Origin of the sequence: Bradyrhizobium sp. 197, from assembly GCF_023073375.1 — a bacterium.
In the GTDB taxonomy this organism is placed as follows: Bacteria; Pseudomonadota; Alphaproteobacteria; order Rhizobiales; family Xanthobacteraceae; genus Bradyrhizobium.
Genome location: NZ_JADPJJ010000177.1, coordinates 35,940 through 56,298 on the forward strand (window position 1 = coordinate 35,940; position 20,359 = coordinate 56,298).

The following is a 20,359-nucleotide window of genomic DNA, read 5'->3' on the forward strand; positions in this document are numbered from 1 at the left end:
GATAGGAACATTTCAAGAACAAAATTCAGGCGGCCATTTCAGCCAACCGAATCAGAGCTTCTTGGACTGAGGCTGGGCTGCTTAAGGCTTAGGCTGCTTAAGGCTTGGCGGCGCGGCAGGACGGGTTGTAGGCCCAGTTGCGGTCGAGCCCGACCACGCACCATTCGACGCCCTGGCCGAAGCTGGCGAAGCCGCCATCCTCGATGATCGAGAAGTGCACCTTGCGCATCTTGCCGTCCGTGAGCATGGCCTCGCCGCTGCAAAAGCGGCGCGGAATGTTATCGGGTGCCCAGGGCCGGAACGCGGTCTCGCGAACCGCGGCGAAGCCGGTGATCTTCAACGAGGAATTCCAGAACGAGCTTTCCTTCTCCAAGAACTGGGAAGCGATCGTCGGCAGCGCCCTGTCGCATTCGGAGATGTTGCCGTCATAGCGCGGCCCGCTCAGCCAGAAATTCAGCTCCAGCGGATTGGCGGCCTTGGCCTCACCGAGCGACAGCGCCCCGAACAGGAGGCCGAGCACGGCGGCAAAGCGGAGCGATTTCAGGGAGGTCGAGGCGCGCATGGGCAATCCAGACAGCATGATCTGCAAGGGACGGACGGTGCCGTGAAGGCCGCGCGGGGTCAAGTGCAGCGCGGCAACACTCGCCGACGAGTTGACCACAAGGTCGCAGCAACCGGCCTTCCGTTCTTTCCACCGCCGCCCCGGCACCGTAAACTGCCGCCAACCAATCGGAGTGACGGGAATGCGAATCATTGCGGCCGCGGGCCTACTTGCCTTGGGTATGATGGCGAGCCAGTCGGCGCGCGCCGATATCCTTCCGGTGCCTCCGTTCAAGGGCAACGACACCGGCGGCATCATCGCCTATTCGATGGCAACCCAGGTCGATGCGCGGCAGGTCGCGGTCGATCATTGCGCGCGCTACGGAAAGGTCGCGAAATTCCTGGGGGTGCAGGCCTATGAGGGCGGCTACATCTCGTTCTCGTGCCGCTGGGTGCCCTATGGCGCTGCCGACAAGCCGATCCGCACGCTCTACTGAGGCGTTTTCGTAACGCCAGCAATCTCTCAGCCGGGAGCTTCTCACATGACGCGCAAACTCGCTTTGCTCGGCTCGGCCCTTTGCCTCGTCTTCTCGGCCGGCGTAGCCAGCGCCGACGATCTGCCGATGCGCAAAGCCGGTCTCTGGGAATTGAAGATGCTCAGGACCGGTACGCCCGTGCCCGAAATGACCATGCAGCACTGCACCGACGAGACCGTCGACAAGGAGATGAACAACAACGTCTCCCCGATGGCCAAGCAGATCTGCGCCAAGCAGGACATCAAGAAGACCGCGACCGGCTATGTCAGCGATTCCGAGTGCAGTATCGCGGGCATCAGCACGACCTCGCATGCCGAGATCACGGGCGATTTCAATTCGGCCTACACGGTGAAGACCTCGTCGCACGCACAAGGTGGCGCCGCCGGCGCCGCGGGGCGCGATTCCACGATGACACTCGAAGCCAAGTGGCTCGGAGCCTGCAAGCCCGAGCAGAAGCCCGGCGATATCGTGATGCCGGGCGGCTTCAAGATGAACGTGCGCGACATCGACAAGCTGAAGGCGCTGCTGCCGAAATAGGGCTATTGCGGCTACATCCGTTACACCGGTATCCGCACGCTCGCCCTTAATCCGCCTATCGGGCTATCGCCGAGCGTGATGTCGCCGCCATGCGAGCGGGCGATGTCGCGTGCGATCGCGAGCCCTAGGCCGGTGCCGCCTTCGTCCTGGTTGCGGGCGTTGTCCAGCCGCAGGAACGGCTTGAACACCTCTTCGCGCAGATGGGCGGGAATGCCCGGCCCGTCGTCGTCGACCGTCACGGTCAAATAACGGTGATCGCGCTGGCCGGTGATGGCGATGCTTTTGCCGTAGCGGGCGGCGTTGGTGACGAGGTTGGCGAGGCAGCGCTTGAACGAGGCCGGCTTCACCGTGACCACGGGCAGCCCGTTGAACGCGACGGTCGCGGTGTGGCCGTGGCGTTCGGCGTCGCTGCGCAACTCCTCGAGCGCCTGCGCCATGTCGGTCGGCTGCGACTGCTCGCCGGAATCGCCACGGGCAAACGCGAGGTAATCTTCCAGCATCATCGACATCTCGTCGACGTCCTTGCGCATGCCCTCCATTTCGGGGCTGTCGCCGATCAGCGCCAGTTCGAGCTTGAACCGCGTCAGGATCGTGCGCAGATCGTGACTGACGCCGGCGAGCATCGCGGTGCGCTGCTCCATCGTGCGCTCGATGCGCGATTTCATTTCGAGGAAGGCGACCGACGCGCGCCGCACCTCGCGCGCGCCGCGCGGCCTGAAGTTCGGCGCCTCGCGGCCCTTGCCGAAGCTTTCGGCGGCGTCCGCAAGACGCAGGATCGGCTTGATCTGGTTGCGCAGGAACAGCACCGCGACGATCAGCAGGATCGAGGACGTTCCCACCATCCAGAACAGGAAAATCTCCGAGTTCGAGGCATAGGCGGCGCTGCGCTGCGCGAACACGCGCATCACGGCATCGTCGAGCTGGATCCGGATCTCGACGAGGTTGGAGCGGCCGACCGTGTCGATCCAGAACGAGCGCCCGATCTGGCGGCCGAGCTGCACCGACAGGGTCTGGTCGAGCAGCGAGAAGAACGGCTTTGGCCCGGGCGGCGGCATGTCGCCGGCCGGAAGGAAATCGACGACGAGGCCGAGGCGCTGCTGCGCGATGCGGCGGATCTGGTCGCGGTCCTTGTCTTGCGGATAGCCCTTGTAGACGTCGATCAGCGCGGCGATGTCCTGCACCACCGCCGCCGACAGGCGCCGCGTCACCGTGTTCCAGTGCCGCTCCATGAACACGAAGGCGACGACCGACTGCAGGATCACCATCGGCACGATCATGATCAGCAGCGCGCGGGCATAGAGGCCGGTCGGCATCCAGCCCTTGAATGCGTTGCCCATCCAGCCATTGACGGCGGACACGCGGCCGGCGGCGCTCTTCAAAAGCGTCAGGCCGGTATCGATCGTGCTCATAGGGGGCGCTTCACTTCACAAAACTCAAGGCGAGGCGACCAGCCGGTAGCCGATACCGCGCACCGCCTGGAGGAACAGCGGATTGGCGGGATCGGTCTCGATCTTGCGCCGCAGGCGGTTGATCTGCACGTCGACGGCACGCTCGTTGACGCTGCCATTGCCGGTCAGTGCGCTGCGCGGCACGGTCTCGCCGGGCGTCTCCGACAGGATCCGCAGCATCTCGCGCTCCCGGTCGGTGAGGTGGATGACGTCTTCGCCCTGGCGCAACTCGCCGCGGTCGAGATGGTAGACGTAGGGACCGAACGCGATCTTCTCGACCGCTGCGGCCTGCGGCGGCGGCGCGGCGCGCTTGAGGATGTTGTTGATGCGCAACGCGAGCTCGCGCGGCTCGAACGGCTTTGCGACGTAGTCGTCGGCGCCGATCTGCAGGCCCTCGATGCGGGCTTCGGCTTCATGCCGCGCCGTCAGCATCACGATCGGCACCGAGGAGGAGGTCCGGATGAAACGGGCGAGATCGAAGCCGGTCTCGCCGGGCATCATGACGTCCAGGATCAAGAGATCGAAGTGCAGGCCCAAAAGCTTGGAACGCGCGTCGCTGGCGCTGCCGGCGGTCGAAACGCGATAGCCTTCGCCGGCGAGAAAGCGCGAGAGCAGATCGCGGATGCGGCGGTCGTCGTCGACCAGCAGGAGATGCGGGGCATCGTCGGCCGGGCGTGCCGGCGGGCGGGCGAGCGTGGCAGCGAGCGGCACGGTCACTCCTTGGCGTCGTGGTTGACGGAAGCGAAGATCGTCTCGAGCACCTTGTCCGGATCCTCGCGATCGATCATCGCGCGCAGGAAGCGCTTGACGGTCTCGGCATCCTGCGGCGCCATCTCGGCGAGCGCCCTGGTGATCCGCGTGGTCTGGAGGCCGGCGAGCTTCTGCACCAGCGCCTCGCCCTTCGGTGTCGCAAAGAGCAGGCGTTGGCGGCGATCATTGTCGCCGGTCTTCTGCACGATATACCCCTCGTCCAGGAGCTGCTTGAGCACCCGGCCGAGCGATTGCTTGGTGATGCGCAGGACGTCGAGGAGATCGGCGACCTTGAGACCGGGATAGCGATAGACGAAGTGCATGACGCGGTGGTGAGCCCGGCCGAAGCCGAACGCCTCCAGCTCCTGGTCGGGATCGCCGACGAAATCGCGATAGGCGAAGAACAGCAGCTCAATGATATCCCAGCGCAAATTGCCTCCGTCGCCTGCCGCCGGCCGTGGCTCGGCAGCGTCTTGAGGGGGAGTCGCGAAATTTATGTCAGGCATATTGACGTATCTTGGGTCCAATGTTACAAAACGATCAGCTCGCACGAAATTTTAAATCGTTTCACTGCGGGCGGCATTTCCAGGAGCGGTTGGTGAGCGCCGAACAGGCGGCGACAGCCGGATCAGATCTACCGTGCGATTGTCGAGCGGTGTTCGGCAAAACATACTGGACTTCTGCCTTCCGCAAAAGCATGTCCTCGGCGACATGCTGGCCACGGAAACCGGCCGTAACAAGGCTAGCGGTGGTCCGGCCAGTAACCTAGTCAAGCCAGCCGAGCCCGGAAAAGGGCAGGCGGGCGCCAGAACAGCGCCGCCACCGGCAGCGGGAGGCCTAAGGACATGAGCATGAAATTCGACATCCAGCCCGCATCCAATCCGATCCCCGAGAAGGACCGCGTCGCCAAGCTGGTGGACCCAGGTTTCGGGAGGGTCTTCACCGACCACATGGCGGTGGTTCGTTACAACCAGGCCAAGGGCGGCTGGTACGAGGCGCGCGTCGAGGCCCGCGCCAATTTCCAGATCGATCCGGCCGGCGCCGTCCTGCACTACGCTCAGGAAATTTTTGAAGGCCTCAAAGCCTACAAGCGCGACGACGGCGGCGTGAACCTGTTCCGTCCCGACGCCAATGCGCGGCGCTTCAAGGACTCGGCCGATCGCATGGCAATGGCGCAGCTCCCCGAAGACATCTTCATCGAGGCTGTCGAGCAGGTCGTGCGCATCGACCGCGCCTGGATGCCGGGCGGCGAGGGCAGCCTTTACCTGCGTCCCTTCATGATCGCGAGCGAGACCTTCCTTGGGGTCAAGCCGTCCTCCGAATATATTTTCGCGGTGATCGCCTCGCCGGTCGGCTCCTACTTCAAAGGTGGCCCCGCGCCGGTGTCGATTTGGGTTTCAGAGAACTACACGCGCGCCGCGGTCGGTGGTACCGGCGCCGTCAAATGCGGCGGCAATTACGCTGCAAGCCTGCGGGCGCAGGCCGAAGCCATCCAGCACGGCTGCGATCAGGTCGTCTTCCTGGACGCGGTCGAGCGCCGCTACGTCGAGGAGCTCGGCGGCATGAACGTGTTCTTCGTGTTCGAGGACGGCTCGCTCTCGACACCGCCGCTCGGCACCATCCTGCCCGGCATCACCCGCGACTCCATCATCGCGCTGGCCAAAGACGCCGGCAAGACCGTGCGCGAGGAGCCGTACTCGCTCGACCAGTGGCGCAAGGATGCGGCCAGCGGCAAGCTCAAGGAAGCGTTTGCCTGCGGCACGGCGGCCGTGATCTCGCCGATCGGCAAGGTGCGTTCGGTGAGCGGCGATTTCGAGATCGGCGGCGGCGCCGCCGGCCCCATCGCCATGGGCCTGCGCAAGCAGCTCATCGACATCCAGTACGGCCGCACCAACGATCCGCACAACTGGATCCGCAAGGTGTTTTGAGGTCTCGTGTCCCGGACGCGCTGCAGCGTGAAACGCTGCTGCGCAGAGCCGGGACCCATCCCGCCGCGGATGGACCCCGGATCAGCAGCGCACCACGCCGCCAAGAGGCGGCGCGTTGCGTAGCATCCGGGGAACGCCAGCCGGCATGCCATGAACTCGCTTGCACGACCGCGCGACAAAGTCCGAGACATCATGGCATCTGGACATCGCGATCATGGCTTCCACGCTTTCCCAACCCCTGAAATGGGCCGTTCTCGCCGCAATCACTGGCGTCACCGTCTTCGGCGTCCTGACGATCGGCCCCAAGCCGCATGTCGCCGCGGAAGACCGTTCACCCATCGTCGACGTGCGCACCACCGATCCGGAGATGAACACCGCGATCGCGCGCGCCCGCGGCACGCTGCCGACTTTCTGGGCCTCCTACGAGGCGCCAAAACCGTCGGAAACCGGGCATGCCCTGAAGGTGCACTTTTCCACCCGCAAGGGCGGCGAGCACATCTGGATCGCCGACGTGAAAAAGCAGCCCGACGGGACCTATTCCGGCTTCTTCGCCAACGAACCGCGCGATCTGCCGGGTAAGCGGGCAGGCGATCCGGTCAAGTTCACTGAAGCCGACATCTCGGACTGGATGTTCATGCGCAACGCCAAGATCGTCGGCGGCGAAACCATCAAGCCAACGCTGAAGTCGTTGCCGAAGGCGGACGCCGATGCCCTCAGGGCGCGGATGGAGCAGCCGTAGGGCAAGCCGGCAGTTGCCGCACCCCGCGTCGGCTGGTAAATGCCGCGCATGGCCGAAAAACCCAAAAAAACCCAGAAACTGAAGGCGCGGCTGCCGCGCGGGCTCGAGGATCGCGACCCTGCCGCGATCCGGGCGACGCGCGAGATGGTCGAAAAAATCCGCGCCGTCTACGAGCTCTACGGGTTCGAGCCCGTGGAAACGCCGGCGATGGAATACACCGACGCGCTCGGCAAATTCCTGCCCGACCAGGATCGTCCGAACGAGGGCGTGTTCTCGTTCCAGGACGACGACGAGCAGTGGATCAGCCTGCGCTATGATCTGACCGCGCCGCTCGCCCGCTACGTCGGCGAGCGCTACGGCACCGACGGTGTGGTCCTGCCGTATCGCAGCTATCGCGTCGGCTACGTCTTCCGCAACGAGAAGCCCGGCCCCGGCCGCTTCCGCCAGTTCATGCAGTTCGATGCGGACACGGTGGGCTCGGCGACGCCGGCGGCGGATGCCGAGATCTGCATGATGGCGGCGGACACGATGGAGGCGCTTGGTGTTCAGCGCGGCCAGTACGTCGTGAAGGTCAACAACCGAAAAGTGCTCGACGGCGTTCTGGAAGCAATCGGGCTCGGCGGCGAAGAGAACGCGGCACGCAGGCTGACCGTGCTGCGCGCAATCGACAAGCTCGACAAATTTCCCGCCGAGGAAGTGCGCAAATTGCTCGGTCCCGGCAGATGGGATGGCGGCGAAGAAGGCAAGGGCGACTTCACGAAGGGCGCCAATCTGAGCGCGTCTGAGGCCGACGTTGTTCTCGCCATCACCAAACCGCGCGATGATTGGAAAGAGGCCATCGCCGCGGCAGAAACTTACCTCGCCAAGAGCGAAGTTGGTCAGGCCGGCGTGAGCGAGCTGGAAGAGATTGCCAAACTGGTTACGGCATCAGGCTACGGCGCTGATCGCATCCGTATCGACCCCTCCGTCGTGCGTGGCCTCGAATATTACACCGGTCCCGTCTACGAGGTCGAACTGCTGCTCGACACCAAGGACGAGAAGGGCCGTCCGGTGCGGTTCGGCTCCGTCGGCGGCGGCGGCCGCTATGACGGCCTGGTCTCGCGCTTCCGCGGTGAGCCGGTGCCGGCGACCGGATTCTCGATCGGTGTGTCGCGGCTTCAGGCCGCGCTGACGCTGCTTGGCAAGCTCGACACAAAACCCGAGTTTGGCCCCGTCGTCGTCACCGTGTTCGACCGCGACCGCGTTGCCGACTACCAGAAGATGGTCGCGAGCCTACGCACGTCCGGCATCCGCGCCGAGCTCTATCTCGGCAATCCCAAGAACATGGGCAACCAGCTCAAATATGCCGACCGCCGCAACGCGCCCTGCGTCATCATCCAGGGCTCCGATGAAAAAGCCCGCGGCGAGGTGCAGATCAAGGATCTGATCGAGGGCGCCAAGGCGGCTGCTGCGATCGCTTCCAACCAGGAATGGCGCGAGAGCCGCCCGGCGCAGTTCTCGTGCAGTGAAGCCGACCTCGTCACCAAAGTGCGCGAAGTGCTGGCGCGCCATGACGTGAGCTGGGGCTAGCCATTCGCTGACGCCGCCATGCCCGGGCTTGTCCCGGGCATCCGCCTCCTGTTTGATGGCGCCCGTCAACGGCCGGTGTTCGGCCCCAAGGGAGAGAAAAATGCCTGAGATCACTGTCAGCATGGCCGAAGGCCGCAGCGACGAACAAAAGGCCGGCATGATGCGCGACATCACCCAGGCACTGGTGAAGAATCTCGGCGTCGACGCCGATGCCGTGGTCATCCAGATCAACGAAGCCCCGCTCCGCCACAAGATGAAGGGCGGCAAGACCTTCGTGGAGCGCGCGGCGGCGGCGAAGAAATAGCCACTACTCTAGCGCCAATCACAACTGTCGTCCCGGCCTAGTGCGCAATTGCGCACGGGGGGCCGGGACGACGCCGAGCAAGCAACATGGACGCACGCGACTTCATCACAATCGGCATGAACGCCGAGCGCATGCTGGTGGTGCCGGTGGAGCGCACGGTCGGGCATTTCGTGCCCGGCATGCCCATGGTCTACGCGACGCCGATGATGATTCTGGAAATGGAGATGACGTCGGGCGATGCGATCCGCCCGGCGCTTCAGCCGGGCTGGGTCACCGTCGGCACCGAGGTCGACATCCGGCATCTTGCAGCAGCTCTGGTCGGCGCGACGGTGCGGACGACCGCGAAGGTCGTCGCGGTCGAGCGCCGCGTCATCCGCTTCGAGGTCGAGGCTTTCGAGGGCACGCGAAAGCTTGGCGAGGGCCGCCACGCGCGCGGGCTCGTCAATGTCGAGATGTTCAACAAGCGGTTGGGAACGACGTAGGAGCCGCTTGCTCTGCCCTCATCCTGAGGAGACGGCGCAGCGGTCGTCTCGAAGGATGGCTCGCGGGCGAGAGCCGGGCCTGCATGGTTCGAGACGGCGCTTCGCGCCTCCTCACCATGAGGGGATAGCTTCCTTACTTCGCCAGTTGCTTCGACCGCTTCGTCGCCGCCGCGATCGCGCGGATCATCAGATCGCGCAGGCCGGGCTCACCCATCAGCACGCCGAGGGCTGCGGCCGTGGTGCCGCCGGGCGAGGTAACGTTCTGGCGCAGCGCGCTCGACGGCAGTTCCGACTGGTGGAGAAGTTCACCGGAGCCGGCGACGGTTTCGCGCGCGAGCTTGGTCGCCAGTGCCTCGGGCAGTCCCGCCTCGACACCCGCGCGCGCGAGCTCTTCGGCGAGCAGGAACACATAGGCCGGACCTGAGCCGGAGACGGCGGTGACCGCGTCCATCAGGCTCTCATCGTTGACCCATTCGACCGAGCCGATGGCGCGCAGCAGCGCATCGGCCACCGCGCGCTGGGCCGCGCTGACGTTGTTCGCCGCGACCGCGACGGTGATGCCGCGGCCGATCGCGGCCGGCGTGTTCGGCATCGCGCGCACCACGGCGCCGCCGCAGACCTCTTCAAGCGAAGCGATCGTGGTTCCCGCCATGATCGAGACCACCGAGGTTTTTTCAGAGACAAATGATTTCAGCTTCGCGCCGGCCTCGCGGAACATCTGCGGCTTCACCGCGACGACCATTGTCTCGACCGTGCCTACCGTCGTCACATCGGGATTGAGCGCAACGCCCTTGGCGGCAAATGCGGTGATCTCGGGCGAGATGTGCGGATCAACCACAGCGACGCGGCGCGGATCGAGCCCGCCCGAAAGCCATCCGGTCAGCATCGCACCGCCCATCTTGCCGGCGCCGGCGAGCAGGATGGTGCCGGTGATGTTTTTGAGAGTGCTGTTCGCCATCGCTGTTGCCAATGCCGTCGTCCTGGCGAAGGCCAGGACCCATTACCCCGGCTGGTTCTAGAGGAAGGATGGCAGGGCAACAAGCATCGCGAGCTACGCAAAGACCTCGCGGTATCGGTCCTGGCTTTCGCCAGGACGACGATGGAGAAAGCTGGGCTCGCTCGCCGCCTCGGGAGAGTGTGCTTACGCCTCGCCCACCGTGTCGAACATTGCCGCGTCCATGGCTTCCGTCGTGGTCTTGCCCGCCCACACCACGAACTGGAACGCCGGAAAATAGCGCTCGCAGGCGTGGATGGCGCCGGCGAGCATGGCTTCGCATTGCGCGGTGGAGGCGGCGAGCCCGCCCGGCAGCACCAGGGCCTGCCGGTGCATGATCATGCCGGTGTTGCTCCACAGGTCGAAGTGCCCGACCCACAACTGTTCGTTGACCGCGGCGACGAGCCGCTGCACCTCCGGTCGCCGCGCAACCGGAATCTTCATGTCGAACGCGCAGGCCAGATGCAGCGCCTCGATCTCGCCCATCCAGGTGAAGGAGATCTGGTAGTCGGTCCATTGTCCCTTGGAGACAATCGTGAGTTCGTCTTCGCCGGAGCGTTCAAACGGCCAGTTGTTGCTGGCAGCGATATCCTCGACCACCGCGAGCGGATGGCTTTTCGAATCGATAGTGCCTTCGAGCAGGGACATGCCGTCTCGACCTCTTGCCTTTTTGTTGTCTCTGATACGCACGCGCTTGGTCCGGCGCGCGCTTCCTTAACGTCGTTAAGGCGTTCCCCTCGGAGTCGCTGTAGCGATCCCGGGATCAGCGCGGGCTTGTCGCGGATCAACTGATGTGATTTGCGGAATCTGCGCAACCGGCTGCCGAGTCCGTCCACAAGCCATGACTCGTTCGTCCACAGCTCATCTCGGCCACAATTATTAACGTGGGATGTCCCAACCGGGATGGAGGAGAACAAACCGGAATCGGATTCGCGTGGAATGCCCGATCGTTAATTCCGCCCTGCGAGGGCCGGGTCGCCAAAGCGGCATGGGACCATGCGATTTTCCCATGCGGAACGTACTTGCTGTGGCAGCTCGCCGGCGTCATATTTCCCTCAGGCCGTTCATTCCGGACGGCCGATGTTCTCAGGGCGGGGTGAAAGTCCCCACCGGCGGTAAGGGCCGAAAGGCCTAAGCCCGCGAGCGCCTTCCTCAAGGTCTCTTGCCGCAGGGAAGGGTCAGCAGATTCGGTGCAACTCCGAAGCCGACGGTTAAAGTCCGGATGAAAGAGAACGGTCGGTGGCAGACGCATCGCAGGATGCGGCTGTTTGTCGTTCCGTGTGCCCTGATTCTGGTCCTTAACTGAGGAAAGCCATGAATCAGATGTTGCAAGACCCCCAAACCGAAACGCCCCAACCAACCCAACCGCCGCCGCCGGTTCCACAGGATCCCGCGACGGAGCACCCGCGCTTCGCAAAGCCGCAGCGGGTGGCCTTCGTGCAGGCCTGCTGGCACCGCGACGTGGTCGAGGAGGCCCGCATCGCCTTCGTGAGGGAGGCAGAAGTGCGTCACCTCAATCATGTCGACGTGTTCGAGGTGCCGGGCTCGTTCGAGATCCCGCTGCATGCGCAGATCCTCGCCAAGACACGGCGCTACACCGCGATCGTCGCGGCCGGCCTCGTCGTCGACGGCGGCATCTACCGCCATGAGTTCGTCGCCGACACCGTGATCAAGGCGCTGATGGATGTGCAACTGCGTACCGAGGTGCCCGTGTTCTCCGCGGTGCTGACGCCGCAGCAATTCCACGAGACCGAGGTGCACTACGATTTCTTCCGCAGGCATTTCGCGATCAAGGGCGTCGAGGTCGCGGCCGCCTGTGCGGAGACATTGCTCGGTCTGGAGCGTCTGCGTGGCCAGGTCGCGGCGGGAATTGTGTAGCGCAGCGCAATGACCAGCACCCCTCATCCCGAGGAGCGCGAAGCGCGTCGCGAAGGATGAGGGGCGATTGCTGCCGTGTTCGTCATCACCCCAGCGACACCCCCGCCTTGGCGCGGCTTATTCCGAGCATCAGGATGCGTTGCAGGAGAGCCGGATATTTCAGCCCGGCATGTTGAGCCGCCGTGGCGAACTCCTGGCTCTTGGCGATCTCGGGATTGGGATTGGCTTCGATGAAATATGGCGTGCCGTCGGCGGCGAGACGAAAATCGATGCGCGCGTAGCCGTCGAGGCCAAGCGCCCGGTAGATGCGTTTCGCGGCCCGCTGGATGCGGGCGGTCACTTCCGGCGCCAGATCCTTCGCAGGCCCGTCGACGATGCCGACCTTCTCCTGATAGTCGGTGTCGTGCTTGGCCTTCTCCGTGGCGATGTGCCGTGACGAACGGCCGCCCATGCTGCCGAATTTCAACTCCCAGACCGGCAGAACGCGTAAGCGATTGTTGCCGAGCACGCCGACGTAAAGCTCTCGCCCCTCGATGAACTGCTCGGCGATGGCGGCGGATTCGACCCGCTCGTGGATGAAGGCAACCCGCTCCGCCAGCTTCTCGTCGGTGTCGACGATCGATGCCTGCGAGATGCCGAACGAGCCATCCATGTTCAGGCTCTTGACGATCAGCGGCAGCGCAAGACGGGTCGGGCGCTTCACCTTGCGGCGCATCGGGAAGACGGCAAAGGCCGGCGCGGCGATCCGGCGGTGATGCACCAGCGTCTTGGACAAATCCTTGCCGCGCGCCAGGATCAGGCCGCGCGGATTGCATCCGGTATAAGGGACCTTCATCAGCTCGAGATAGCTCGCGATGTGCTGGTCGAAGGCGACGTTGTTGTGGAATTCCTCCAGCAGCGTGAAAACCACGTGTGGCTTGAACTCCTCGATCGCTACGCGCACCGGCTTGATTTCCTCCTGCGCGCCGAGTGGCCGCACCTCGTGGCCGGCCGCGCGCAAGGTGCTCACCACGTCGTATTCCGTTTTCCACGCATTGATCTCCTGTGCGGAGTATCCGTCGGAGGAGTCCGGGGGCAGGAAGTCCGGATGCATCAGCACGAGAATACGGAGACGTCTCATAGCGCGATCCATTTGCGCCGAGACGGGCCAAACAGCGCGTGCATCGTCTTGGCGGTCACGAGGACGGTGAAATCGAGGACGAGCTTCTGTTCGGGGCCGACGGCGCGCAGATCGAGCTCGCGGCAGCGGGAGATCATGTCATCGAGCACGGCATCGAGCGTGAGCTGGTTCTCGCCGGTCCATCGCGAGACCAATTGCCTGATCTGGGAGCGGTGGCGCCTGATCAGGGTCGAAGCCGGCTTTGAGCGGTGATGCCGTGGATCGGCTGAAAACAGCCGGGAGAGATCGCGGTCGTAGGTCTTCGGGGGCGTGAAGGCGTAGAACGCCTGCTTCTTCTTGTAGTGCTCTTCGAGCGTCTGGCTGAGCCGGCCCAGCGGATCGACACGCTCCCGCGTCGTGACCGGCGGCCGCTTTCCCGCGATCTCGCCCATCAGCTCGTCGATATATTCGAGCTTCTTCAGCGCCGGCCAGCCGGCATATCGCGTCCGCCAGTTCGAGCGCGGCCGCAGCCACACCGCAAAGGTCTCGGCGAAATCCTCGTCCGGATGGCTCTGCGCATACCACAGCCGCAGATGCTGGACGTAACGCCTGCTCGCCGGATTGGGCCGGTAATAGCGCGGATAGCGTTTCGACGACGGGCCGAACAATTGCTGCCAGCGCCGGCGGCGTTGCAGCTGATAGCCGTGCTGTATGGCGTGGCCCGCTTCGTGACGGAGGATGGCCATGCATTCGCGCCAGGTTCCGCCCTCGACGTCGAACATCATCTTCTTCTCGAGCTTCATCAGGCGGGGATGGGCGAGATAGAAGGGGATGGCGATGCCGGGGACGCCTCCCGGGCTGAACCATTCGCTCGAGATCCAGGTGTGCGGCCGCAGCCGGATGCCGCGCTCTTCGAGCTCCTCGTGGAGCGTGCCGACACAATCATCGAGCCAGGTGCCTTCGACCGTAACCCTCAGGCTGGAGAGCCGTTGCTTGAGCAACTCGTCATCCGACAGCTTTTCCCAAGCGAATTTCCGGCGTGGCATCAGGCATCCAGAGGGCAGAGATGACTCGGTATCCGGATGATGTCATGGGGCGGGGCCGGCAACAACCCGCGAGGTCTTCGAGGCGTGCCGCGGCGCGTCGGCGCCCGAGGCCATGTGGTGAGCAAAGTGAAGCGTGCTCACCGATTGCGCCGCAAAGAAAAAGGTGGGCACGGCGCATTGCGCCTTTGCCCACCCTGCGACATCGCGAAGCTAATTCAGTCGAACAGGCTCGACACCGATTCTTCCGCCGCCGTGCGCGCGATCGCGTCGGAGATCAGGCTGGCGATCGGCAGCGTGCGGATGTTCGGCGCCTTGCTCACCGCATCCGTCGGCAGGATCGAGTCGGTGATCACGAGCTCCTTCAGCTTGGAGTTTGTGATACGGGCGGCCGCACCGCCGGAGAGCACGCCGTGGGTGATGTAGGCGTAGACGTCCTTGGCGCCCTTGGCGATCAGCGCGTCGGCTGCGTTCACCAGCGTGCCGCCGGAGTCCACGATGTCGTCGATCAGGATGCAGGTGTAGCCGGCGACATCGCCGATCACGTTCATGACCTCGGATTCGCCGGCACGTTCGCGGCGCTTGTCGACGATCGCGAGCGGGGTGTTGATGCGTTTGGCGAGGCCGCGGGCGCGTGCCACGCCGCCGACGTCGGGCGAGATCACCATCGTCTTGGAGAGGTCGAACTTGTCCTTGATGTCCCGCACCATCAGCGGCGCCGCGTAGAGATTGTCGGTCGGGATGTCGAAGAAGCCCTGGATCTGGCCGGCATGCAGGTCGAGCGTCATGACGCGGTCGACGCCGGCCTGCGTGATCAGATTGGCGACGAGTTTTGCCGAGATCGGCGTGCGCGAACCTGATTTGCGATCCTGCCGGGCGTAGCCGAAATAGGGCAGCACCGCGGTGATGCGGCGCGCCGAGGAGCGGCGCAGTGCGTCGGTGATGATCAGCAATTCCATCAGATGGTCGTTGGCCGGGAACGAGGTCGACTGGATGATGAAGGCATCCGATCCGCGGACGTTCTCCTGGATCTCGACGAAGATCTCCATGTCGGCGAAGCGCCGTACCACCGCCTTGGTCAGCGGCAGGTCGAGACCTTGCGCGATGGCCTGGGCGAGAGCCGGATTGGAGTTGCCGGCGACGAGCTTGATGGAGCCGTTCTTGGCCGACATGGACGCTTCCTCCCGCGCTTTGTTGGACAGGATGTTCAACATCAGAGAATACCCACTGGAAGCACGGTTACGACGGGCGAGGAAATATCAGGCGGAGGGCTGCAATGGCAACCCGGGATGCTACGTTTTCCCTGCGAAATCCTGAGTCCGGTCAACGGTTTGGCCTGAAGTTGGGGCCGTGGTTTAGCGGGGGTTATCGCTCGGCATAGCCGAGCGCCGAGGCCGGCATCCCGGCCGCCGGAGCCTCCGGGATCACGCTCGCCACGGCCGGCCCGCGCAAGCCGGGAGCCGAGCCCGGCGCATCCGGTGTGCCATTGATCATGTTGGAAAGTCCGCTGAATCCGGCCTGGGCGATCTTCCGCAGCACGAGGTCGTCAGCGGCGCCCCACGGATCGCGGCCGCCCTTGGCGGACGTGGGTTCCTCGCCGGAAAGGCGCCGCGCGCGCTGCTGGTTGGCGTCGTAGACGTCCCAGACCCAGGCGATCACGGTTTTGCCGCGCACAATCTGGGCGGAGAGGTAGCTGCGCACGCGGTAGGCGGCCGTCCCCTCGCGGGAGACCACGGACAGGCTGCGCAGCTTGGATTCGCTGTCGAGCACGCCGACCATGCGGTCGAACACTTGCGGCGGCGGCCCGTCGATCGATTCGAACGCGACCGTTGCTCCAGAGCCGGCGCTCGGCGCCATCGCATAGGAGTTCGCAGCACCACCGCCGCCGGCGCAGCCGCCAAGCGCGCAAGCAACCGCAATCGATGCGGCGGCGATCGCGGCGCGCATGATTGTCCCGGTTTGGAGCAGGCGGGTTGACGCTTCCCTCATCGCGCCTTGCGATATCGTTAAAATCGCTTAACGTCTAGGGCAGGCAGGACACAGGGCTTAACCGATCAGGCCAGCGCGCATGGGGAGCGGTCGATGAGAGACCCGGCTTTTGGCTTGATCATCGCGTGCCTTGCCGCAGGCCCGGTGACCGCAGAGGAGAGCGCTGCGGAGGTCATTCAGTCCTTCGGATTGGTCGGGACGTGGTCGGTCGATTGCAAGCGCGATCCAAATCAGGCTTGCACGAGCAACGGCTGCGGCGCGCGGATGACATACATTGTGCCGCCCTCGGGATCGCCGACAATCAGGAACGTGATAGGGACGTTTTCGCCCGGCCAGGTGCGGACATTCATCAGCACGATCTACGCGGCGACCCGCATCGCGGCCGACAAGATCAAGTTCGTGTCCGTTCAGGATCCTCCGGCGAGCGTCGCGGCGGTGTGGTGGCGTCAGCCTGGCGAGCCTTGGGAGGTTGTCCTGTTGAAGGTTGGCGACAAGTATCGAACATTTTCCGCGCATCGCGAGGACAAGAAGAAGTTCGACGTCGAAGAAGGCTTTTACGTCCGGCCGCCGCCGCCACCCCCGCCCGCCAAGACATATGACGAACTGCCGACGAAATGGGATCGCACCCAGCAGCAAGCGCCGTTGTTTGAAAAGTGCAGCGACTGACGCCTACCCTTCGAGCACGATCGCGTGAACGTGGCGGCCGTAATCCGGCTCCTTGCGATGCACCGAGCGGCGATAGCTGAAGAAGCGCTCGTCGGCGTAGGTATCGAGGCCGAGATCGTCGATCATCAGGATGCCTGCGGCTTCCAGACGTTTCCGGATAAAGCCGGCGAGGTCGAACATCGCGTGGCCTTCGCGCACCGACGGGATGAAGAACATGGCGTTGTCCGCATCCGCCTCGATGAAGCGGGCCACGAACTCGTTACCGACCTCGTAGCTGTCCTGGCGGATTAACGGGCCGATCGCGGCGATGATGCCGCTGCGCGAGGCGCCGAGCTTTTCCATCGCCGAGATCGTCGCCTCCAGCACGCCGGTGAGGGCGCCCTTCCAGCCGGCATGTGCGCCGCCGATCACGCGCGCGTTGGGATCGACGAACAGCACCGGTCCGCAATCGGCGGTGGAGACGCCAAGCGCGATGCCCGGCACCTTCGTCACCAGCGCATCGCCCTTCGGCCGCGGCCCGCTGGGCCACGGCGTGTCGGCGACGCGCACGTCGGGCGAATGGATCTGGTGCAGGCTGAGAAAGCGTTCCGGCGCGACGCCGACATGCTCGGCCATGCGGCGGCGGTTCTCTGCGACAAGGGCCTGATCGTCGTTGGAGCCGAGCCCGCCGTTCAGCGCCGAATAGATGCCGCGTGAAACGCCGCCCTCGCGGGTGAAGAAGGCGTGACGCAGGCCGGGCACCGCCGACAGCAGCGACGAGCCAAGCGTCATGACGCGCCCCCGGCCTGTTCGAGATCGCTCAAGCCCGCAAGGCCGGTCAGCCGCGGCTCGGAGATGCCGAGCACCTTGAACATCGAGCCCATGCCGCTGCGCCCGGCATCGGTCAGGCGCTTGAGCGCGATCGAAATGTCGGTGGCGACATCAGGCGTTGCCTTCTGCATCAGCGCGGCGGCACGGGTCTCGATGCCGACGCGCTTGAGGAAATCGCCCTGCGTCACCGGGCCGTGCACGTGGGCGCCGACATCCTCGGCCGCGCGCGCCAGCGCCTGGAAGTCGACATGGGCGGTGACGTCGGCCTGGCCCGGTGCCTTCAGGGGATCGGTAAAGGTGTGGCGCGCGATCGCCTGGAAGGTGTCGCCGGCATCGCTGCGCAGATGGCCGTAGTCGATGATCAGCGCCGCGCCGTCCTGGTCGCGCACGCGGCTGGCGAGCTTCATGATCTCCGCATCGGGCCGCCATTCGAACACGGCCCCGACGGGCGCGGCGCGCACCAGAGGCGGCAGCAGCACCTCGAAGCGCGGCGTCGGCTCGGCCGCCGCGCCGAACTGAAGTTTTCCGTTGGCGTCGACCTCGATCACGCGCTCGTGCCAGCCGTTCTCGTGACGGACCATCTGGTGGATCGGCAGCACGTCGAAATATTCGTTGGCGAGGATGATGCTCGGTCCCTCAGGCACGTCGTCGATGCTGTCGTGCCAGGCGATGTTGCGTACGCCCGCCAGCGTCGCACTCTGCCGGTCGCGCAGGACGGGATTAACCTCGACCATGTGGATGTGAAGCGCCTGGTAGAGCGGCGGCAGCACGCGGAGCGCACGCAGCGCATCCGCCATCATGGTGCCGCGGCCGGGGCCGAGCTCGATCAGCCGCAGGAATTGCGGCGAGCCCATCTGCTTCCACACCGAGGCGGTCCACAGGCCCAAAAGCTCGCCGAACATCTGGCTGACCTCGGGCGCGGTGGTGAAGTCGCCTTCTCGTCCCAAGGGATCGCGCGAAACGTAATAGCCATAGCGCGGGTGCATCAGGCACAGTTCCATGTACCGCCAGACCGGCATGGGGCCTGAGGATTTGATCAGCGCCTTGATCGCGTTGAGTAACGGCTGGTCGGTCACGGCCTATCTTCTCAAAAGGAATTAACGAATAGCCCCTGCGGGCTCGGGCGCACCGCGCCTGATAGCCAATACAATAAGTATGCCGCCGACAATAAGCATCGGGATCGACAACAGCATGCCCATGGTTAATCCGCCCCAGAGATAACCGAGCTGGACGTCCGGTTCGCGGAAATGCTCGCCGATGATCCGGGTCAGGCCGTAGATCAGGATGAAGCTGCCGAGAATGAGCCCCGGCCGCTTCAAGGCGCCGCGGCGGATCATCACGGCGAGGACGATGAAGAGCAGGAGGCCCTCCATGCCCGCTTCGTAAAGTTGGCTCGGATGGCGCGGCACGTCACCCCCGGTCGGAAAGATCATGGCCCAGGGCAGGCTCGGGTCGGCGGGGCGGCCCCACAGCTCGCCATTGATGAAGTTCGTCAACCGCACCAGGAAAATCCCGACCGGCGCAACGCCGCAGGTGATGTCGCCGAGCGACAGGATCGAGATGCCGTTCTTCCAGGCGAACCACATCACCGCCACGACGCATCCGAGGAAGCCGCCATGGAAGGCCATGCCGCCTTCCCACAATTTGAAGATGGCAGCCGGATGTTCGACGAAGAAGGGCAGGTTGTAAAACAGGACATAACCGGTGCGGCCACCGAGAATGATGCCGAGCGTCACCCACAAGATGAAATCGTCGATCTGCGGCAGACTGATCGGCGAGGTGCCGGCCCATAGCCTGTCGTTCTTGATCAGTGCACGTGCATAGAGCCAACCGAAGGTGATCCCGCAGATATAGCCAAGCGCGTACCAGCGGATCGCGAACGGTCCGATCTCGACCGCGATCGGACTGAACGATGGAAAGTCGATGAGCAGAAAGGGCATCGCGCCTTGCTTCTACAGAGTGAAGGGCAAGCAGCGGCCCCGTTGGAGCTGCGCCCCCTCTCCCGCTTGCGGGAGAGGGTTGGGGTGAGGGTGTTTCCGCGTTCGAGATAATCTCCGTGTGGAGAGAACCCCCACCCGGCGCTTCGCGCCGACCTCCCCCGCAAGCGGGAGAGGTGCACCGAGCTCGCGGATAGATCGATCCATCCCGTTCTACACGAGATTGCGGCGATAGAGCGCCAGCAGACGCTCCCAATGCCGCTCGGCGGCGTCGCGGTCATAGACCGGACGCTTGGGGAAGGCGAAGCCGTGATGGGTGCCCGGATAGATCTCGACCTCGGCTTTGGCGCCGCTCATGCCCTGCTTCACCTTCTCGATGATCTCTGCAGGCGCGTAGATGTCGGTCTCGGCGCAGGCGAAGTACAGCTCGGCTTTGGTCTTGGCTGCCGCGAGATGCGGGCTGTCGTCCTGGTCGGTTGCGAGCTGCGTGCCGTAGACCGAGGCGGCGGCCTTGACGCGATCGGGGAAATGCGTGGCGGCGTTGACGGCGTAGCGGCCGCTCATGCAGTAGCCGACGGTGCCGATCAGCTTGGTGTTAGCGGCCGCCTGGGCCTCGGCATAGGTCAACAGCGCGCGCGTGTCGTCCATGATCATGGGGATCGTGAGCGATCCCATCAGCGCGAACATGCGCTTGCGCTCCGGCGCGTTCGGATCGGCCGGCAGCGCGCCGAGCTCCATCACGCCGGAGCGGTAATAGAGGTTCGGCAGCATCACGTAATAGCCCGATGTCGCGAGCCGGCGCGCCATGTCGCGCAGCTCTTCGCGGATCGCCGGCGCGTCCATGTAGAACAGGATGACCGGAAACGGCCCGCCGCGTTCGGGATGGCTGATGAAGGTTGCGGTGTGACCGTCCTTGGTGGGGATCGCGATCTGCTGGTCGATCATCTCGAGCGCCTTTGTGATTCTTCTTATGCAGGGACGTTGAATACGATTGCAAGGAAACCGGGGCATGACAAGGATACCGCCGATCGGCCCTTGAACCGGGCCAAACGGATTGCCATTGTCTCCCGGCGCGTTCGCGCAGAGTTTATCGAAGGCCGCCAGGAGACC

Annotated in this window: 23 protein-coding genes and 1 riboswitch; of the genes, 9 read left to right on the forward strand and 14 right to left on the reverse strand. The window is 64.6% G+C overall.

The window, feature by feature from the left end; genetic code table 11:
- Positions 1-97: 97 nt before the first annotated feature.
- Positions 98-562 (reverse strand): hypothetical protein, encoded by a 465-nt coding sequence (locus IVB27_RS38780; protein WP_247447897.1) that lies wholly within the window; start codon positions 560-562, stop codon positions 98-100.
- A 181-nt stretch (positions 563-743) separates the two neighbouring features.
- Here IVB27_RS38780 and IVB27_RS38785 point away from each other — a divergent pair, with 181 nt between their 5' ends.
- Positions 744-1,037, forward strand: coding sequence for a hypothetical protein (locus tag IVB27_RS38785; RefSeq protein ID WP_247352976.1), 294 nt, complete (start codon positions 744-746; stop codon positions 1,035-1,037).
- 45 nt (positions 1,038-1,082) lie between these two features.
- Positions 1,083-1,613, forward strand: coding sequence for a DUF3617 domain-containing protein (locus IVB27_RS38790; protein ID WP_247447842.1), 531 nt, complete (start codon positions 1,083-1,085; stop codon positions 1,611-1,613).
- 20 nt (positions 1,614-1,633) lie between these two features.
- Here the strand turns inward: IVB27_RS38790 and IVB27_RS38795 are convergent, their stop codons facing one another.
- From IVB27_RS38795 to IVB27_RS38805, 3 genes are read right to left on the reverse strand one after another with little or no spacing between them, the layout of a single operon-like run.
- The gene (locus IVB27_RS38795; protein ID WP_247447843.1) at positions 1,634-3,022 is read right to left on the reverse strand and encodes an ATP-binding protein; all 1,389 of its coding nucleotides are present in this window, start codon (positions 3,020-3,022) and stop codon (positions 1,634-1,636) included.
- Positions 3,023-3,046: 24 nt separating this feature from the next.
- Positions 3,047-3,778: a response regulator gene (locus tag IVB27_RS38800; RefSeq protein WP_247447844.1), complete on the reverse strand. Its 732-nt coding sequence runs from the start codon at positions 3,776-3,778 to the stop codon at positions 3,047-3,049.
- Positions 3,775-4,317 (reverse strand): MarR family winged helix-turn-helix transcriptional regulator, encoded by a 543-nt coding sequence (locus tag IVB27_RS38805; protein WP_247352983.1) that lies wholly within the window; start codon positions 4,315-4,317, stop codon positions 3,775-3,777. The genes IVB27_RS38800 and IVB27_RS38805 overlap by 4 nt, the downstream gene beginning before the upstream one ends.
- Positions 4,318-4,656: 339 nt before the next feature.
- On the opposite strand from IVB27_RS38805, the gene IVB27_RS38810 reads away from it, so the two are divergent.
- The 5 genes from IVB27_RS38810 (at position 4,657) to IVB27_RS38830 (ending at position 8,833) form a co-directional block, all read left to right on the forward strand.
- Entirely contained in the window at positions 4,657-5,739 is a 1,083-nt protein-coding gene (locus IVB27_RS38810; protein WP_247352985.1) for a branched-chain amino acid aminotransferase, read from the forward strand.
- A gap of 214 nt (positions 5,740-5,953) precedes the next feature.
- Positions 5,954-6,478: a YegJ family protein gene (locus IVB27_RS38815; RefSeq protein ID WP_247447845.1), complete on the forward strand. Its 525-nt coding sequence runs from the start codon at positions 5,954-5,956 to the stop codon at positions 6,476-6,478.
- 48 nt (positions 6,479-6,526) lie between these two features.
- Complete coding sequence (hisS, locus tag IVB27_RS38820; RefSeq protein ID WP_247447846.1) at positions 6,527-8,047, forward strand: histidine--tRNA ligase; 1,521 nt, start codon at positions 6,527-6,529, stop codon at positions 8,045-8,047.
- A 55-nt stretch (positions 8,048-8,102) separates the two neighbouring features.
- The gene (locus tag IVB27_RS38825) at positions 8,103-8,351 is read left to right on the forward strand and encodes a tautomerase family protein (RefSeq protein WP_256467622.1); all 249 of its coding nucleotides are present in this window, start codon (positions 8,103-8,105) and stop codon (positions 8,349-8,351) included.
- An 86-nt stretch (positions 8,352-8,437) separates the two neighbouring features.
- Entirely contained in the window at positions 8,438-8,833 is a 396-nt protein-coding gene (locus IVB27_RS38830; protein WP_247352989.1) for a thioesterase family protein, read from the forward strand.
- Positions 8,834-8,966: 133 nt separating this feature from the next.
- Here the strand turns inward: IVB27_RS38830 and proC are convergent, their stop codons facing one another.
- On the reverse strand, positions 8,967-9,791 hold the full coding sequence (gene proC, locus IVB27_RS38835) for a pyrroline-5-carboxylate reductase (RefSeq protein WP_247447847.1): 825 nt from the start codon (positions 9,789-9,791) through the stop codon (positions 8,967-8,969).
- A gap of 183 nt (positions 9,792-9,974) precedes the next feature.
- Positions 9,975-10,475, reverse strand: a complete 501-nt coding sequence (locus IVB27_RS38840) for a type III secretion system chaperone family protein (RefSeq protein WP_247447848.1) — start codon at positions 10,473-10,475, stop codon at positions 9,975-9,977.
- A gap of 430 nt (positions 10,476-10,905) precedes the next feature.
- Positions 10,906-11,065: riboswitch (FMN riboswitch) on the forward strand.
- 76 nt (positions 11,066-11,141) lie between these two features.
- On the opposite strand from IVB27_RS38840, the gene IVB27_RS38845 reads away from it, so the two are divergent.
- Positions 11,142-11,705 (forward strand): 6,7-dimethyl-8-ribityllumazine synthase, encoded by a 564-nt coding sequence (locus IVB27_RS38845; RefSeq protein ID WP_247447849.1) that lies wholly within the window; start codon positions 11,142-11,144, stop codon positions 11,703-11,705.
- 85 nt (positions 11,706-11,790) lie between these two features.
- Here the strand turns inward: IVB27_RS38845 and IVB27_RS38850 are convergent, their stop codons facing one another.
- From IVB27_RS38850 to IVB27_RS38865, 4 genes are all read right to left on the reverse strand, one after another.
- Positions 11,791-12,825: a D-alanine--D-alanine ligase family protein gene (locus tag IVB27_RS38850; protein WP_247447850.1), complete on the reverse strand. Its 1,035-nt coding sequence runs from the start codon at positions 12,823-12,825 to the stop codon at positions 11,791-11,793.
- The gene (locus IVB27_RS38855; RefSeq protein WP_247447851.1) at positions 12,822-13,850 is read right to left on the reverse strand and encodes a putative zinc-binding metallopeptidase; all 1,029 of its coding nucleotides are present in this window, start codon (positions 13,848-13,850) and stop codon (positions 12,822-12,824) included. Before IVB27_RS38855 ends, IVB27_RS38850 begins: the two co-directional genes overlap by 4 nt.
- A 215-nt stretch (positions 13,851-14,065) precedes the next feature.
- Positions 14,066-15,019 (reverse strand): ribose-phosphate pyrophosphokinase, encoded by a 954-nt coding sequence (locus IVB27_RS38860; protein ID WP_247352999.1) that lies wholly within the window; start codon positions 15,017-15,019, stop codon positions 14,066-14,068.
- Positions 15,020-15,212: 193 nt separating this feature from the next.
- Positions 15,213-15,836: a hypothetical protein gene (locus tag IVB27_RS38865; RefSeq protein WP_247447852.1), complete on the reverse strand. Its 624-nt coding sequence runs from the start codon at positions 15,834-15,836 to the stop codon at positions 15,213-15,215.
- A gap of 93 nt (positions 15,837-15,929) precedes the next feature.
- Here IVB27_RS38865 and IVB27_RS38870 point away from each other — a divergent pair, with 93 nt between their 5' ends.
- The gene (locus tag IVB27_RS38870) at positions 15,930-16,502 is read left to right on the forward strand and encodes a hypothetical protein (RefSeq protein ID WP_247447853.1); all 573 of its coding nucleotides are present in this window, start codon (positions 15,930-15,932) and stop codon (positions 16,500-16,502) included.
- A gap of 3 nt (positions 16,503-16,505) precedes the next feature.
- Here the strand turns inward: IVB27_RS38870 and pgeF are convergent, their stop codons facing one another.
- The 4 genes from pgeF to IVB27_RS38890 form a co-directional block, all read right to left on the reverse strand.
- Positions 16,506-17,273 carry a peptidoglycan editing factor PgeF gene (gene pgeF / locus IVB27_RS38875; protein ID WP_247447854.1) on the reverse strand — a complete coding sequence of 256 codons (768 nt, stop codon included), beginning with the start codon at positions 17,271-17,273 and terminating at the stop codon, positions 16,506-16,508.
- Positions 17,270-18,388: a class I SAM-dependent methyltransferase gene (locus IVB27_RS38880; RefSeq protein WP_247447855.1), complete on the reverse strand. Its 1,119-nt coding sequence runs from the start codon at positions 18,386-18,388 to the stop codon at positions 17,270-17,272. Before IVB27_RS38880 ends, pgeF begins: the two co-directional genes overlap by 4 nt.
- Positions 18,389-18,409: 21 nt before the next feature.
- Positions 18,410-19,252 carry a prolipoprotein diacylglyceryl transferase gene (lgt, locus tag IVB27_RS38885; protein ID WP_247447856.1) on the reverse strand — a complete coding sequence of 281 codons (843 nt, stop codon included), beginning with the start codon at positions 19,250-19,252 and terminating at the stop codon, positions 18,410-18,412.
- A gap of 210 nt (positions 19,253-19,462) precedes the next feature.
- Positions 19,463-20,194 carry a dienelactone hydrolase family protein gene (locus IVB27_RS38890; RefSeq protein ID WP_247447857.1) on the reverse strand — a complete coding sequence of 244 codons (732 nt, stop codon included), beginning with the start codon at positions 20,192-20,194 and terminating at the stop codon, positions 19,463-19,465.
- Positions 20,195-20,359 lie beyond the last annotated feature (165 nt).